Genomic DNA, 14,436 nt, shown 5'->3' with positions numbered 1-14,436 from the left:
TTCATCGAGAGGAAATCACATGAACGTCTCTCTCAAATCCGTCGTCACGGCCATCGCCGGCGTTGCCGCCGCCGCCGTGATCGCGACGGGCGCCATGGCCGCCAATATCAACGGCGCCGGTGCATCCTTCCCGTATCCGATCTACGCCAAGTGGGCCGGCGCCTATCAGGGCGTGGCGCATGTCGGCCTGAACTATCAGTCGATCGGCTCGGGCGGCGGTATCGCCCAGATCAAGGCCAAGACGGTGACCTTCGGCGCCACCGATGCGCCGCTCAAGAAGGCCGAGCTCGACAAGTTCGGTCTCGCCCAGTTCCCGACCGTGATCGGCGGCGTCGTGCCGGTGATCAACGTGCCGGGCGTCAATGCCGGTCAGCTCGTCCTCAACGGCGAAGTGCTCGCCGATATCTTCCTCGGCAAGATCAGCCGCTGGGACGATCCCAAGATCAAGGCGCTGAACCCCGGCGTGAACCTGCCGGGCAAGGCGATCTCGGTCGTCCATCGCGCCGACGCCTCGGGCACGTCGTTCGTGTTCACGACGTATCTGGCGCGGGTCTCCAAGGAGTGGGCCGGCAGCGTGGGTGCGGCCACCGCCGTCGATTGGCCGGTCGGCATCGGCGCCAAGGGCAATGAAGGCGTTGCCGGCAACGTGGCGCAGACTTCGGGCTCGATCGGGTATGTCGAGTTCGCCTATGCCAAGCAGAACCACCTGAAGCACACCCGCATGGTCAACAAGGACAACAAGGTCGTTGTTCCGTCGGCCGATACCTTCAAGGCCGCCGCTGCCAATGCGGATTGGGCCGGTGCCGCCAACAGCGGCTTCTACATCATCCTGGTCGACCAGCCCGGCGCCACCGCCTGGCCGATCACCGCGACCACCTACATCCTGGTCTACAAGCAGCCGCAGGATGTGAACGCGACGAAGGAAGTGCTGAAGTTCTTCCAGTGGTCGTACAAGAACGGCGGCAATGCCGCGCTCAGCCTCGACTACGTCCCGCTGCCGCAGAACGCCACCCAGGCGATCGAAGCGAGCTGGAAGCAGATCCAGGGCTGGTAAGACTTCCGCCTTACGGCTGGGGTGCAGAGGAGGGGCGGTCTTCGGGCCGCCCCTTTGTTTTGCCGGAAAGCGAGGAAACTGACCCTGAAACCAGGGATTGTGCCGTTACTGCCGTAAACGTGCCTTAAAATAGCCCTGCTTATCATCTTGATTGTTATTATAAGCACGCTTATTTGTTTGGCCTGGACGGAGAGCCATGCAACCGAACGATCAAGACCTTGCTTTCGTAATGCACGATCTGGCCCGCCTGATGCGGGTCCGGTTCGACCAGCACGCCCGGACCTGGGGAATGACCAGGGCCCAGTGCGTTGCGTTGATGAAACTGAAATGCCGCCCCGGCATGTCGCAATCCGAGCTGGCCGCCCTCCTGGAGGTCGAGCCCATCACCGTCGGGCGCGTGATCGACCGTCTGGAAGCGGCAGGGTTCGTCGAGCGGCGGCCCGATCCGGCCGACCGCCGTATGCACCGCCTGCATCTTCGCGACGCCGCCGCCCCGATCATCGAGAAGATCGACGAATACCGGGCGGCCGGGATTGCCAGATTTCACGACGGCGTTCCCGACGAGGACTGGAACATGGCCCTGAGCGTTCTGCTCAGGATCAAAGAAAAGATTTTGAGCGAATCCGCAGACACGGCGGCCGCCTCCGCAACGGCGGTTTCTGGAGAATGAGTAAGATGGACGCCCGCACCCAATCGAACGCAACCTATTACGAAGGCGCAGCGCAACACCGAGGCAGGGCCCGGACGTGGCTGACCAACCTTTGGGAAGACAAGGCACGGCTGCGCCGGGTCCTGATGATCTTCGGCACCGGTATCGTCATCGTCGGCGCGACCTTCGTGTATTTCACCGGCGGCCGTTATGTCGGAACCGACGACTCGTATGTTCGCGCCCAGAAGCTGATGGTGACGACCGACGTCTCCGGTCTCGTCCAGACCGTCAACGTGCACCAGGGCCAGCACGTGAAGAAGGGCGACGTGCTGTTCACGATCGATCCGCGCCCCTTCGAGATCACGCTCGCTAACGCCAAGGCGGTCATGGAAGCGGCTCGCCAGGAGGTTCTGTCCGAGGAAGCCGCTTATCAGGGCTTGCAGGCACAGGTCGCCGCACAGGAAGCCCAGGTGCGTCTGGCGCAGTCGACTTACAGCCGCTACATCGCGCTGGCCAAGTCCAACGCCATTGCGCCCCAGACACTGGACACGGCGCGTTCGACCTTAGCCTCGGCCCAGGCGACACTGGCGTCGCTAAAGCAGAATGCGGCCACCCAGCTTTCCAAACTGGTGGGCAATCCCAATCTGCCGCCGGAACAGGCGCCCGCGTTCATGCAGGCCAAGGCCACGTACGACGAAGCCGCGCGTCAGCTCTCGCACACCACCGTGCGGGCGCCGTTCGAAGGCGACGTCACCGAAGTGGATTCGCTGCAGCCCGGTACCCTGGTGATCTCGGCGCTGTCGTCGTTCTCGACCACCAGTGCGGTCGGCCTGGTCTCCAACACCGATCTGTGGATCGAAGCCAATATGAAGGAAACCGATCTCACCCACGTGAAGGTCGGCAATCCGGTGTCGGTGACGATCGACACTTATCCGAGCAAGACCTGGGACTGCCGCGTCAACGCCATCAGCCGCGCTTCGGCGACCGCCTTCTCGGCGCTGCCGTCGGAAAACGCGTCGTCGAACTGGGTCAAGGTCGTCCAGCGTATTCCGGTGCGGGTCAATTGCACGGTCGGGCCGAACGATCCGCAATTGCGCGCCGGCATGAGCGCCATCGTCGAAATCGACACCGGCATGCGCCGTTGGCACCGCATGTTCTCGGACCGCTGAACCTGGATCGCTGACACATGGCAGGTACTTCCGCCGTCCAACACGGCCATGGGCACGAACACTACGAGAAGTCCCAACTGATTATCGTAGTGATGTGCTCCATGGCCGGCACGCTGATGCAGGCGCTGGATACGACCATCGCCAACGTCGCATTGCCTTACATGCGCGGCTCGCTATCGGCCTCGCAGGACCAGATCACCTGGGTGCTGACGAGCTACATCGTCGCCGCCGCGGTGATGACGGCGCCGGTCGGCTGGCTGGCGGCGCGTTTCGGCAAGAAGAACATCCTGCTCGTCTCGATGATGGGTTTTACGGTCGCTTCGATGCTGTGCGGCGCGGCGACCGACCTCACCGAGATTGTCGTCTTTCGCCTGCTGCAAGGCGTGTTCGGCGCGGCGCTGGCGCCGTTGAGCCAAGCGGTGATGATCGATCTTTATCCGATCGAGAAACGCGCCCAGGTGATGGCCATCTGGGGCATCGGTATCATGCTTGGCCCCATCTTGGGCCCGACGCTCGGCGGTTTCCTTACCGATGCCTATAGCTGGCGCTGGGTGTTCTACGTCAACGTGCCGTTCGGCATTGCCGCGACCATCGGCTTATGGCTGGTGTTCAAAGACACCCACCGGAATGATGAGTTGAAGTTCGATTGGTCCGGCTTCGGCTTCATTGCGCTGGCGATGGGCGCGTTGCAGCTCATGCTCGACCGCGGCAACACCCAGGACTGGTTCGGTTCGACCGAGATCGTCATCTACGCCGTGCTCACCGGGCTGGGGATGTTCCTGTTCCTGGTGCACATGGTGACGGCCGAGAAGCCGTTCCTGCCGCGCAAGATGTTCCGCGACCGCAATTTCACCTCGTCGAGCGTGGTCATGTTCGTGGTCGGTGCGGTGCTGCTGGCATCGTCGGCGCTGATGCCGCCATACCTGCAGAGTCTCGGCGGCTACACCGTGTTGCAGACCGGTCTGCTGCTCGGCCCGCGCGGCTTCGGCACCATTGCAGCGATGCTTCTGGTCGGCAAGTTCGGCAACAAATGGGATCCGCGCGTGCTGATGAGCGTCGGCACCGCTTGTGTGTCGTTTTCGCTTTGGCAAATGGCGCAGTGGACGCCGTCGATCGCATTCAACGAATTGCTGGTGGTCTCGATCATCCAGGGCTTCGGCTTCGGCATGGTGTTCTCGCCGCTCAACCTCGTGGCGTTCGCCACGCTGCCGGGGCAATTCCGCACCGACGGTAGTGCTTTCGCCAATCTGGTCCGCAACGTCGGCAGCGCCATCGGCGTATCGGTCAGCGTCATGATCCTGACGGACTCGATGCAGGCGATCCGCGCCGACCTGACCCGGTTTGCGTCGCCGTTCAACCGGGGGCTCGCCGTCAATGCCGAGTCCCTCTACATGAATCTGCAGCTTCCTACAGGGCAGCAGACCTTGAACGGCATGATCGGCGTCCGCGCGGCCATCGATGCCTATGCGAACGATTTTCTCGCCATGGCAGCGCTGTCGCTGGTGATGTTCCCGCTGATCTGGATGATGCGCCGACCCTCGTTCACCGGCGCGCCGCGCCAGGAAAAACAATCATTAGGGGAATCCGCTCCGGAAGGCGCAGTGCCGAAGCCCGCGGAATGAAACGTTCGCGCCTGACTTGCGCCGCGCGTTCTTGTCTCGTTGGTGTCACGGCGAAAACCGTTCGTCAGGTGAGGTTGGCCATAATTTTGCCCGAGGCGCAGCGTTCGAATTGTATTAAGCGTTTATGCGGCAGCAGCCGGGCGGAATCGTATCGCCTCGGCGCACCGCGATGGAACCAACGCCCTGTTCACCCGTCACGGACGCAGAGGCAAAGGTAAGTTCACACATGGATGTCAGATCTGGGCCGAAACGCCCGTATCATCACGGAGACCTGCGTAACGCCCTTTTGGACGCGGCGCGGGCCATACTGGAAGAGGAATCGGTAGGCGCCCTCAGCCTCAGGGCGGTTGCGCGCCGCGCCGGCGTCAGTCACGCCGCACCTTACCGGCATTTCCCCAATCACGAGGCGCTGCTGGTCGAATTGGCCTCGGAAGGCTTCGCGGAACTCAAGGCGGAGATTGTCGAGGCGGCGGCAACGCAAGGTGCCGAAGCCGATCGCGTTGCGGCGGTCGGAGCGGCGTACATGCGCTTCGTCGCGCGCCGTCCCGCTTTGGCCCGGCTGATGTTCGGACCGCAATTGCCGAACCGCGAGGCATTTCCTTCCCTTGCGGAATCTGCGGATGCGATCGGCGACGAAATCGGCAGGGCGCTGCACGATTCCGCTCTGGGCCTTGCGGTCTGGGCGGCGGTGCACGGTCTGGCGATGCTGGTTCTCGAAAACGTGATCGATCTCGGCCAACGCCGGTCGGGTCTCGACGTGCTGCCGTCGCGCGCGGAGATCCTGCTGCGGAGCCTGTTCACGGTGAGGCCGGAGTAGCGGCGCATTTCGCGTCGTGCGGCTGCGATCCTCTACGCGCAGCCTCGAGCGCGGTGGTAAGGTCCCCGGCAAACGGGAGGGATTACCATGCGCGCGTGTCTGCTTTTGTGTGCCTTCGCCATGATGGTCGCCGCGGCCTCTGCGCAAGAAACCGTCGCCATCGACGGCGGCAAGGTGGCGGTACCGGCCGCTTCGAACGGGGTCCGGGTGTTCAAGGGCCTTCCGTATGCCGCTCCGCCGGTTGGCGAACGGAGGTGGCGCGCCCCGGCACCGGTCGAGGTCTGGCAGGGCGTCCGCAGCACCAGCGAATACGCGCCCAACTGCCTGCAACCCAAGCTCTATCGCGACATCGATCCGTTCGCTCCGGCGATGTCGGAAGACTGCCTGTATCTCAATGTCTGGACCGCCACGAAGGCGGGCGAGGCGCGGCCGGTGATCGTGTGGATCCACGGCGGCGGCTATCGCGCCGGCTATGGCAGCGAACCACGGCACGACGGCACTGTGCTGGCGAAGAAAGGCGTGGTGGTCGTCACCATCAATTATCGCCTCGGCGTATTCGGCTTCATGGCGCATCCGGATCTGACAGCGGAATCCGAGCACCACGCCAGCGGCAATTACGCGATGATGGACATGATCGCGGCGCTGCAATGGGTGAAGCGGAACATCGCGGCGTTCGGCGGCGATCCGGGCCGAGTCACCATTGCCGGTGAATCCGCCGGGTCCGACGCGGTCAGCCGGTTGATGGCGACGCCGCGGGCAGCCGGATTGTTCCACCGCGCCATCGGGGAGAGCGGCGCCGCCTTCGGCACCATGGCGGACGACACGCTGGCCCAGGCCGAGGCCAAGGGACTTGCCTTCACCAAGGCGATGGACGGCAAGGGCATTGCGGCGCTGCGCCGGCGCTCGTCGGCGGAAATCCTGGCGCTGGTCCTGGCGCCCGACGGCAATTGGGATTTCGGACCGACCATCGATGGCTGGATGATGCCCGCATCGGCGGCGGACATCTTCGCGGCCGGCAAGCAGAACGACGTGCCGCTTCTCACCGGCTGGAACGCGGACGAGGGCATCCTGTTCGCAGGCGTGCTCGGGACCGACACTCTGGCGACCGCGCTGCAGAAGCGTTTCGGGGCGGCGGCGCCGGCCGCGGCCGCGTTCTATCCGCCGCCGGAAGCCGAAGCGCGGGCCCGTTTCGCGGGCGACATGGTCATGAACGTCCCGACTTGGAGCTGGGCGGTGGCGCAAACCCGTACCGGTCACGCGCCGGTTTTCCTCTATCGCTTCGATCAGGTACCGCCGATACCGGCGGACTGGTTCGGCAAGGACTTCATGGGCAAATACGTCGGCGCCTTCCACTCGGGCGAAATCCCGTATGCGTTCGGCCATCCCGGCATCATGCCCGGCTGGAAACCCTCGGCGGCGGACGATCGCGTCGCCGATATCATGTCGTCGGCGTGGGCGGCGTTTGCGGCGAATGGTGATCCCAACGGCTCAGGCCTGCCGCACTGGACGGCATATCAGCCGGCGGGGCAGCGGATGATCTTCGGACCGAAAACCGGCGAAGCGCGCGACACCGATGCGCCGCGACTGCAATTCTGGCGGGAGCATCCGTAGAAGGTTCACTCGTCATGGCCGGCCTCCGAGCCGGCCATCCATCGCAACGCAGGCACACTGCCGGATGGAAGCATGGATGGCCGGGTCAAGCCCGGCCATGACGAATTGGAGTAATTATTTCTTGTCGTCGGAATTCCTCGGCTCGGTGATGAAACCGGCCTTCGGTTCGGGATCGACGGCATTCTTGATCTTCGGGCCGTTGATGTATTCACTTTTCTTCTGTGGCTCGTTGATGACCCACACCGTCTTGGCGCCGCTCTGTTGCAGCAGCACGACGGCCATCGCGATGCCCTTGAAGTCCTGGCCGCGCGGGGCGTTGATCGAATAGCCGGCGCCGGGATGAGCTTTTTCGATCTCGGCGATCTTCGGCTTCAGCGTGGCGACGTTGGCATAAGTGACGCCATCGATCTTCACCGATCCGTCGGCCAGCACGGCGACCGGAATCGATGGCGGCGGCGCGGGCGGGGCGGACGGCACGTAGAGGCGATAAAGGTAATAGCCGTAGCCGATCGTCAGGACGACCAGCACCGCGAGGATCGTGTAGCGGAAGCGGTTGATGAAGGTGTTGGGGCGCGCCATCTCAAATCCTCGGGCCGGAATCAGGGTTCCGCTAACGTAATCCAGCGCGACGGCCGATTTCCAGGCCGGGCGGCAGTCAGTTGCCGGCCAGGACGGCTTTCCGGCGCACGTCGTCGAGCGAGACTTCGCGTTTCCAGATCAGCCAGCCGGTGGTGGCGTGAACCGTTTCCTCGCCGCTGGCCGGAGAACCGGCCGGGCTGCTGCCCGCTTCCGCGATGCCGGCGGCGGAACCCGTATTGGCATGGCTGCCGCCGATCATGCCCATCACCGCATCGGTGGTCGGCATCACCGGGCGGCCCGGCAACTCGATGTCGCCCTGCACCAGATCGGCGATTTTTCCCGATTTCAGGCGCCAGCCGCCGCCCTCGATCCGTTCCAGCCGCTCGGGCGTGAAGGCGAGGGTAAGCAGGTACAGCTTCATCGTGCCGACGGCCGCTCGTTCGGCCTGGCCCATGGCCGATGCGCGGTTGTGGCCGAAGCCGTGGCCGTACGCGATCCAGCGGTCGTCGCCCTCCCAAAGGGCGTGAAACGCGTCGTTGCTCATCGGCACCAAGAGGCCGTGACCGAAATCGACTTTGTCGGGCACGCCGTTCCCGCCTTTGATCAGTTTCGGCTTGGGACCGACTTTGAGGACTTCGGCCAGGGTGTTGCGCGCGTTGGCAACCCCCGCCAAAGCGGTAAAGCCGGTCAGCCCGGCAAGGCAATCGCGTCTAGTCGTCATGGTCCCCCCAATGGCGGGTTATCCCGCCCGCAAAAGCTTGGCCGCCTCGACCGCGAAGTAGGTCAGGATGCCGTCAGCGCCGGCGCGCTTGAAGCCCAAAAGGCTTTCCAGGATGACGCGATTGCGGTCGAGATAGCCGGCATTGATCGCAGCCATCAGCATCGCGTACTCGCCCGACACCTGATAGACGAAGGTCGGCATTTTGAATTCGTCCTTCACCCGGCGGACGATATCGAGATACGGCATGCCGGGTTTCACCATCACCATGTCGGCGCCTTCGGCAACGTCGAGCGCCACTTCGCGGATCGCTTCGTCGCTGTTGGCGGGGTCCATCTGATAAGTGCGTTTGTCGCCGACCAGCGCCTTGGCCGAACCCACCGCATCGCGGAACGGGCCGTAGAAGGCCGAGGCGTATTTCGCGGCATAGGCCATCAACAGCGTGTTCTGGTGGCCGGTATTTTCGAGCGCGGTGCGGATGGCGCCGATGCGGCCGTCCATCATGTCCGAGGGCGCGATGATATCGCAGCCGGCTTCGACCTGGACGAGACTCTGCTTGATCAGGGCGTCCACCGTGGCGTCGTTGACGATGGTGCCATTGGCATCCAGCAGGCCGTCATGGCCGTGGCTGGTGTAGGGATCGAGCGCGACGTCGCACAGCACGCCGACGCCCGGCGCCGCCTTCTTGATCGCCCGCACGGCGCGGCAGACGAGGTTGTCGGGATTGAACGCCTCGCGGCCGTCTTCGGTCTTTTTCGCCGGATCGGTGAAGGGGAAGAGGGCGATCACGCCGATCCCTAACGAAGCCGCTTCCACCGCCGCTTCCGCCACCAGATCGACGCTGAGGCGCTCGACACCGGGCATTGCCGCGACCGGGACCCGCCGGTTTTCGCCGTCGACCACGAACAGCGGCCAGATGAAGTCGGCCGGCGACAAGGCGTTCTCGGCAACAAGGGCGCGCGACCAGGGCTGGGCGCGCAAACGGCGCATGCGGATGGCGGGAAAGCTGGGATTGGGCATAGCTCGTAATTCTTCAGTCGGTTGGCGGGGAGTATAGACCCCCATTCCGCCGCGACAACGGTTGGAACTGGTCAATAGATAGGCCTGCCTGAGGAAGAGGCGAACTGAATTCTACGTCATGCCGCTGGGGGTCCATCTTGCGGCGCATCGGCGGCAACGGCTATCAGGAAGCATGAGCACAGACACCCAGCCCGAGATTTTGTTCGAAACCCAGGGTGCGGTCGGTCTCATCACCTTGAACCGTCCCAAGGCCCTCAATGCCCTCACGCTCGGCATGGTCACCGCCATGCGGGCGCAGCTCAAGGCGTGGGAAACCGATCCGGCGGTGGGGTGCGTGGTGATCCGTGGCGCGGGCGACCGGGCTTTCTGCGCCGGCGCCGATATCCGCGCCCTGCGCCAGTCGGGGCTCGACGGGACCTCGTATGCGCTCGACTTCCTGCGCGAGGAGTATCTGCTCAACGCGGCCATCAAGCATTTTCCCAAGCCCTATATCGCGCTGATCCGCGGCATCTGCATGGGCGGCGGCATGGGCCTGTCGGTGCACAGCGATTATCGCATCGCGTCGTCCTCGGCGGTGTTCGCGATGCCCGAGACCGCGATCGGATTTTTCCCGGATGTCGGCGGCAGCTATTTCCTGTCGCGCTGCCCCGGCCAACTCGGACTCTATCTCGGCCTCACCGGCGACCGGCTGAACGCGCGCGATGCCATTTATGCGCGGCTGGCGACGCACTGGATTCCGTCCGAGGAATGGCCGGTGCTGATGGAAGCGCTCGCCAGCGGCGACGATCCCAACAATCTGTTCTCCGAAATGGGCCGCCGTCCGCAGAACTCTACGCTCAGCGAGCGGCGCACCAAGATCGACCGCATCTTCGGCACCACGTCGGTCGAAGATGTCTTGACGCTGCTCGACCGCGACGAGAAGGAGTGGAGCCACGAAACCGCCGCGCTGATGCGCTCGCGTTCGCCGACCTCGCTCAAGATCGCCTACGGCCAGATTCGCAACGGCAGCCAGTTGTCGTTCGACGATTGCATGAAGATGGAATTCCGCATCGCCCATCGCATCCTCAAGGGCCACGATTTCTACGAAGGCGTGCGGGCGGTGATCGTCGACAAGGACAATGCGCCGAAGTGGCAGCCGGCGAGTCTCGCCGACATCACCGATGCCGACATCCAGGCCTATTTCGATCCGGTTCCGGACGAACTGCCGTTGTAAGTGCAGCGATAGTCCGTACCCGCAACCGTTCGTCGGTAACATTGCGCATCGCAACTTTACGCTTTGTTTGCCGGTTTGGCACAAATGCCCGGCAAAAAACGCCTGATAATACTGCTTTTTCCAGGCCTTCTCGGCAAGTTTTACCGGTCCTTAAGGGCTGACGCCTAGTCTGAACCCACAATAACAGGTGGGCCCTCGGAAAAAATCGAGGGGAAGGCGAATGACGGCACTGGCAAGACCGCAAGCGGCGGCCGCGATCGACGGCGCGCGTGAGCAAGCGAAATTCTATCTCGAGACTCTCAATCTCGTGGAAAGGCTGCATCGCCAGCTTCTCGACGTGATCAAGGACGAACTCGACCGGCGCGACGAACGCGAGATCAACAGCGTCCAGGCGCTGCTCCTGTTCAACGTCGGCGACCAGGAACTGACGGCCGGCGAGCTCAGAACTCGCGGGCATTATCTCGGTTCGAACGTGTCCTACAATCTGAAGAAGCTGGTCGATCTCGGCTACATTCATCATGAGCGTTCGGAAGTGGACCGCCGTTCGGTGCTGGTCCGCCTGACGCCGAAAGGCGAGGCCGTGCGCGACATGCTGCGCGAGTTGTTCGGGCGCCATCTCGGATCGCTCGAAGCCGTCGGCAACGTCGCTACCGGCGATCTCGACAGTTTGAACGCATCCCTCCGGCGCATCGAGCGCTTCTGGATCGATCAGGTTCGTTTCCGGCTTTAAGCCCGAACGTGAGTTCCTGACGCCCAAGGCCCGTCCCCCTGCTTATTAGGGGCGCGGGCTTTGGTGTTTTGAGGACCTTTCTGCCCTTACGGTCCCTGTGCAGGCGAAAACAGCTTTGCGCCCTTGGGGCAGAAAGCTGGGCAAGGGGCAGTAAAGTCTCTCGACTCGTGCCACCATGCCCGCATGCACCTGACGCGGAGCCATCTCTATCATCACGGCCGCTTCTATGCGGCCCTTGCGGTCGGCGTGTTTGTCTATGCGATGTTCCGCATCTTCGGCGGGCCGCAGCCCCTGGCGGCGTCGGGAGACGCGTTTTTCGTCGTCTATCTGGCAGGGGCGCTCGGCGTGCTTCTTGGCCACACGCCGGAAGACCTCAAGCGCCGGGCAGCGCGACAGGACGAGGGCATCCTCATCGTGGTGGCGATCGCGCTGGTGGTTATCGCGGTCAACGTAGCCGGCGTGTTCCACGCGCTAAACAGCGGCAAACTCGATACGCTGTCGCTGACGCTGGTGCTCGCGGGGGCGCCGCTAGGATGGTTCGTGTTGCATACCATCGCGACATTCCATTACGCCAACATGTTCTACTTCGACCCTCCCGGCCGCCACGCACCCGGCACGGCGCTGGATTTTCCCGGCACCAAGATGCCCGACCTGTGGGACTTCGCCTATTTTTCCTTCGTGGTCGGCATGACGGCGCAGGTGTCCGATGTGGAAGTTTGCGACAGCGATATGCGGCGGGCTGTTACGGCACACGGAATCGTGTCGTTCTTTTTCAACACGGTGCTGATCGCGCTCGTGGTAAATGCGGTGGCAGGGCGCTAGTTTTTCGGAGGTCGCCTTCGGACGGAATGCCGGTGCCGCTTTCCTTAAGGCATTCCGGAAGTTGCGCGAGCTACTATCATGTGACAATAAAACCGCTCGAATTTCTTGAAACGTTCCAAAATACGACCCATGATGGCCGCGTCAGTTCGGGTTGGAGTCATAAAAACCATGTCGTTTCCGTACCTTGCCCGCTTTCAGGACGCCGTCGCCGAGCTTAAGCGCGAGGGCCGTTACCGGGTATTTGCCGACCTGTTGCGGCGCAAGGGAGCCTTCCCGACGGCGACCTATTACGGCGGCGACAAGCCTCGCGACATCACCATCTGGTGCTCGAACGACTATCTCGGCATGGGCCAGCATCCCAAAGTGCTCGCCGCCATGCACGAGGCGCTCGATACGTGCGGCGCGGGCGCGGGCGGGACGCGGAACATCTCCGGCACGACCCACTACCACATCCAGCTCGAACAGGAGCTGGCCGACCTGCACGGCAAGGAAGCCGCGCTGACATTCACGTCCGGCTACGTCTCCAACGACGCTACGCTGTCGACGTTGTCGAAGCTGTTGCCCAACGCGGTGCTGATCTCCGACCAGCTCAATCACAACTCGATGATCGAAGGCATCCGCCACGGCGGCGCCGAGAAGAAGATCTTCCGCCACAACGATGTCGAGCATCTGGAAGAAATCCTGAAGTCCATCGCGCCCGAGCGGCCGAAAGTGATCGCCTTCGAAGGCGTCTATTCGATGGATGGCGATTTCGGTCCGACCGAAAAGATCTGCGATCTCGCCGACAAGTACGGCGGCTTCACCTATATCGACGAAGTCCATGCCGTCGGCATGTACGGCCCGCGCGGCGCCGGCATTGCCGCCCGCGACGGCACCATGGATCGCATCGATATCGTCGAAGGCACGCTGGCCAAGGCTTACGGCGTGCAGGGCGGCTATATCACCGCCAGCGCGGCGATCATCGACGCCATCCGCTCCTATGCGCCGGGCTTCATTTTTTCGACCTCGCTGGCGCCGGTGTTGTGCGCCGGTGCGATCGCCTCGATCCGTCATCTCAAGGAAAGCAATGCCGAGCGCGAGAAGCAGCAGGCGGCGGCGGGGCGGCTCAAGGCGATGCTGAAAGGCGCCGGACTGCCGGTGATCGACACGCCGAGCCACATCGTGCCGGTGATGGTCGGCGATCCGGTTTGCTGCAAGGCGGTGTCGGACACCTTGATGCGCGACTACGGCATCTACGTGCAGCCGATCAATTATCCGACCGTGCCGCGCGGCAAGGAGCGTCTGCGCTTCACGCCGGGCCCGCTGCATACGCCGGCGATGATGGATACGCTGGTGGGCGCCCTGTCCGATCTGTGGAAGCACCACGAGCTGCCGCAGCAAAGCGTCGCTTGAGATGGCGGCCGCCCCGACCACGGACGAGGGCGTCATTATCGAGTGCATCGTCAACGGTGCGCTGATGAAGGTCAGTGCCGTCGATCCGAAAACCGGTACCGAAGCATGCGTTTTCGGGCCAGCCACGGCGCGCGAAGCGCTGACGCGGACGGCCGTGCAGAAACTGGCGATGGTGCTGAAGAAGCAGAAATAGCTGATCCCGGATCGCGCCAGCGTGTCTGATCGCCGTGGCGCGTCCGGGATGGCGCGATTATCCGCGCCGCCGCGACTTGGTCACGGGCTTGCCGAGGCCGATCTTCTTGGCGAATTCGGAGCGTTGGGCGGCGTAGTTGGAGGCGACCATCGGGTAATCCGGCGGCAGACCCCATTTGGCGCGATACTGATCGGGCGACAAGCCGTAACGCGAGCGCAGATAGCGCTTCAGCATCTTCAGCCGTTTGCCGTCTTCGAGACAGACGAGATATTCCGGCGTGATCGACTTCTTCACCGGCACCGCAGGTTTCTGGTTGGTGACCACTTCCGCAGCTGGCGCACCCGACAGCGTCCCCAGCGTGGCATGGACGTTCTTGATCATCCCCGGCAGTTCACTCACCGGTACAGGGTTGTTGCTGACATAGGCGGCGACGATGTCAGACGCCAGCTTCAGCAAATCGGTCCCCTTTACGCTTTCCATTTTTGCTTTCCTTGTCCGGACTGACTTGTTCCGGATACACGGCTGTTGAAGAGGTTTTGCGTACGGCTCTGCCCGCTGTTGTGAAGGGCGATTCGAGGTCGACAGAGTAAACCCAAGTATTCACAGTATGTTTGTTTTTGCAAATCTGACGGAAATCTCTCACGGTATTCATCTACTACCTGTAATTGTTGTTCCTATACGTAAATAGTACTTCCCCAATAGGTAGTAGGTGATGCGAAGGCTGCTCCTGAGGTTGACCCTCGCGGCAATCCTCCACTGGCGCTAGATTTGGTAAAAGGTTAGGGGTACGACCACTGAAGGTGCCGTGCTGCTCAACGGCTGGGGCACTGTCGAAGCGGGTGATGGA

At 63.0% G+C, this 14,436-nt stretch carries 15 protein-coding genes; 11 read left to right on the top strand and 4 right to left on the bottom strand.

What is annotated here, in order from left to right; translation table 11 throughout:
- Nucleotides 1-19 precede the first annotated feature (19 nt).
- From pstS to FHS84_RS10800, 6 genes are all read left to right on the top strand, one after another.
- Nucleotides 20-1,054 carry a phosphate ABC transporter substrate-binding protein PstS gene (gene pstS, locus FHS84_RS10825; RefSeq protein WP_166934031.1) on the top strand — a complete coding sequence of 345 codons (1,035 nt, stop codon included), beginning with the start codon at nucleotides 20-22 and terminating at the stop codon, nucleotides 1,052-1,054.
- 229 nt (nucleotides 1,055-1,283) lie between these two features.
- A complete protein-coding gene (locus tag FHS84_RS10820; RefSeq protein WP_166934028.1) occupies nucleotides 1,284-1,724 on the top strand; it encodes a MarR family winged helix-turn-helix transcriptional regulator in 441 nt (146 codons plus the stop codon).
- Nucleotides 1,721-2,872 (top strand): HlyD family secretion protein, encoded by a 1,152-nt coding sequence (locus FHS84_RS10815; RefSeq protein WP_166934026.1) that lies wholly within the window; start codon nucleotides 1,721-1,723, stop codon nucleotides 2,870-2,872. Before FHS84_RS10820 ends, FHS84_RS10815 begins: the two co-directional genes overlap by 4 nt.
- Before the next feature lie 17 nt (nucleotides 2,873-2,889).
- Nucleotides 2,890-4,494 carry a DHA2 family efflux MFS transporter permease subunit gene (locus FHS84_RS10810; RefSeq protein ID WP_166934023.1) on the top strand — a complete coding sequence of 535 codons (1,605 nt, stop codon included), beginning with the start codon at nucleotides 2,890-2,892 and terminating at the stop codon, nucleotides 4,492-4,494.
- A 226-nt stretch (nucleotides 4,495-4,720) separates the two neighbouring features.
- Nucleotides 4,721-5,311 carry a TetR/AcrR family transcriptional regulator gene (locus tag FHS84_RS10805; RefSeq protein ID WP_166934021.1) on the top strand — a complete coding sequence of 197 codons (591 nt, stop codon included), beginning with the start codon at nucleotides 4,721-4,723 and terminating at the stop codon, nucleotides 5,309-5,311.
- An 87-nt stretch (nucleotides 5,312-5,398) separates the two neighbouring features.
- Nucleotides 5,399-6,922: a carboxylesterase/lipase family protein gene (locus tag FHS84_RS10800; protein WP_166934019.1), complete on the top strand. Its 1,524-nt coding sequence runs from the start codon at nucleotides 5,399-5,401 to the stop codon at nucleotides 6,920-6,922.
- A gap of 114 nt (nucleotides 6,923-7,036) precedes the next feature.
- Here the strand turns inward: FHS84_RS10800 and FHS84_RS10795 are convergent, their stop codons facing one another.
- The 3 genes from FHS84_RS10795 to hemB all read right to left on the bottom strand — a co-directional run bounded on the left by FHS84_RS10795 (nucleotide 7,037) and on the right by hemB (nucleotide 9,239).
- The gene (locus tag FHS84_RS10795) at nucleotides 7,037-7,501 is read right to left on the bottom strand and encodes a hypothetical protein (protein WP_166934016.1); all 465 of its coding nucleotides are present in this window, start codon (nucleotides 7,499-7,501) and stop codon (nucleotides 7,037-7,039) included.
- 76 nt (nucleotides 7,502-7,577) lie between these two features.
- Entirely contained in the window at nucleotides 7,578-8,222 is a 645-nt protein-coding gene (locus FHS84_RS10790) for a hypothetical protein (protein WP_166934014.1), read from the bottom strand.
- 18 nt (nucleotides 8,223-8,240) lie between these two features.
- Nucleotides 8,241-9,239, bottom strand: a complete 999-nt coding sequence (hemB, locus tag FHS84_RS10785) for a porphobilinogen synthase (RefSeq protein ID WP_208393802.1) — start codon at nucleotides 9,237-9,239, stop codon at nucleotides 8,241-8,243.
- Between the two features lie 172 nt (nucleotides 9,240-9,411).
- Between hemB and FHS84_RS10780 the strand changes: the two genes are divergently transcribed.
- From FHS84_RS10780 to FHS84_RS10760, 5 genes are all read left to right on the top strand, one after another.
- Nucleotides 9,412-10,452 (top strand): enoyl-CoA hydratase/isomerase family protein, encoded by a 1,041-nt coding sequence (locus FHS84_RS10780; RefSeq protein ID WP_166934010.1) that lies wholly within the window; start codon nucleotides 9,412-9,414, stop codon nucleotides 10,450-10,452.
- Nucleotides 10,453-10,672: 220 nt separating this feature from the next.
- The gene (locus tag FHS84_RS10775; RefSeq protein WP_166934008.1) at nucleotides 10,673-11,182 is read left to right on the top strand and encodes a MarR family winged helix-turn-helix transcriptional regulator; all 510 of its coding nucleotides are present in this window, start codon (nucleotides 10,673-10,675) and stop codon (nucleotides 11,180-11,182) included.
- 183 nt (nucleotides 11,183-11,365) lie between these two features.
- Nucleotides 11,366-12,004, top strand: coding sequence for a DUF1345 domain-containing protein (locus tag FHS84_RS10770; protein ID WP_166934006.1), 639 nt, complete (start codon nucleotides 11,366-11,368; stop codon nucleotides 12,002-12,004).
- A 168-nt stretch (nucleotides 12,005-12,172) separates the two neighbouring features.
- Complete coding sequence (gene hemA / locus FHS84_RS10765; protein WP_166934004.1) at nucleotides 12,173-13,396, top strand: 5-aminolevulinate synthase; 1,224 nt, start codon at nucleotides 12,173-12,175, stop codon at nucleotides 13,394-13,396.
- Between the two features lies 1 nt (nucleotide 13,397).
- Nucleotides 13,398-13,589, top strand: a complete 192-nt coding sequence (locus FHS84_RS10760; protein WP_166933912.1) for a DUF6898 family protein — start codon at nucleotides 13,398-13,400, stop codon at nucleotides 13,587-13,589.
- Between the two features lie 57 nt (nucleotides 13,590-13,646).
- Here the strand turns inward: FHS84_RS10760 and FHS84_RS10755 are convergent, their stop codons facing one another.
- The gene (locus FHS84_RS10755) at nucleotides 13,647-14,069 is read right to left on the bottom strand and encodes a Ros/MucR family transcriptional regulator (protein ID WP_166934001.1); all 423 of its coding nucleotides are present in this window, start codon (nucleotides 14,067-14,069) and stop codon (nucleotides 13,647-13,649) included.
- Nucleotides 14,070-14,436: the final 367 nt, after the last annotated feature.

The sequence above is a fragment of the Rhizomicrobium electricum genome (assembly GCF_011762045.1).
Lineage (GTDB): Bacteria > Pseudomonadota > Alphaproteobacteria > Micropepsales > Micropepsaceae > Rhizomicrobium > Rhizomicrobium electricum.
This window is presented reverse-complemented; position numbering and strand designations above follow the sequence as displayed.

What these genes read in the sequence shown, in the direction of transcription:
- FHS84_RS10780 (WP_166934010.1), top strand. Translation starts at nt 9,412, where the DNA reads ATGAGCACAGACACCCAGCCCGAGATTTTGTTCGAAACCCAGGGTGCG.
- FHS84_RS10815 (WP_166934026.1), top strand. Translation starts at nt 1,721, where the DNA reads ATGAGTAAGATGGACGCCCGCACCCAATCGAACGCAACCTATTACGAA.
- FHS84_RS10770 (WP_166934006.1), top strand. Translation starts at nt 11,366, where the DNA reads ATGCACCTGACGCGGAGCCATCTCTATCATCACGGCCGCTTCTATGCG.
- FHS84_RS10800 (WP_166934019.1), top strand. Translation starts at nt 5,399, where the DNA reads ATGCGCGCGTGTCTGCTTTTGTGTGCCTTCGCCATGATGGTCGCCGCG.
- FHS84_RS10755 (WP_166934001.1), bottom strand. Translation starts at nt 14,069, where the DNA reads ATGGAAAGCGTAAAGGGGACCGATTTGCTGAAGCTGGCGTCTGACATC.
- FHS84_RS10810 (WP_166934023.1), top strand. Translation starts at nt 2,890, where the DNA reads ATGGCAGGTACTTCCGCCGTCCAACACGGCCATGGGCACGAACACTAC.
- FHS84_RS10790 (WP_166934014.1), bottom strand. Translation starts at nt 8,222, where the DNA reads ATGACGACTAGACGCGATTGCCTTGCCGGGCTGACCGGCTTTACCGCT.
- pstS (WP_166934031.1), top strand. Translation starts at nt 20, where the DNA reads ATGAACGTCTCTCTCAAATCCGTCGTCACGGCCATCGCCGGCGTTGCC.
- FHS84_RS10795 (WP_166934016.1), bottom strand. Translation starts at nt 7,501, where the DNA reads ATGGCGCGCCCCAACACCTTCATCAACCGCTTCCGCTACACGATCCTC.
- FHS84_RS10775 (WP_166934008.1), top strand. Translation starts at nt 10,673, where the DNA reads ATGACGGCACTGGCAAGACCGCAAGCGGCGGCCGCGATCGACGGCGCG.
- FHS84_RS10805 (WP_166934021.1), top strand. Translation starts at nt 4,721, where the DNA reads ATGGATGTCAGATCTGGGCCGAAACGCCCGTATCATCACGGAGACCTG.
- hemB (WP_208393802.1), bottom strand. Translation starts at nt 9,239, where the DNA reads ATGCCCAATCCCAGCTTTCCCGCCATCCGCATGCGCCGTTTGCGCGCC.
- hemA (WP_166934004.1), top strand. Translation starts at nt 12,173, where the DNA reads ATGTCGTTTCCGTACCTTGCCCGCTTTCAGGACGCCGTCGCCGAGCTT.
- FHS84_RS10760 (WP_166933912.1), top strand. Translation starts at nt 13,398, where the DNA reads ATGGCGGCCGCCCCGACCACGGACGAGGGCGTCATTATCGAGTGCATC.
- FHS84_RS10820 (WP_166934028.1), top strand. Translation starts at nt 1,284, where the DNA reads ATGCACGATCTGGCCCGCCTGATGCGGGTCCGGTTCGACCAGCACGCC.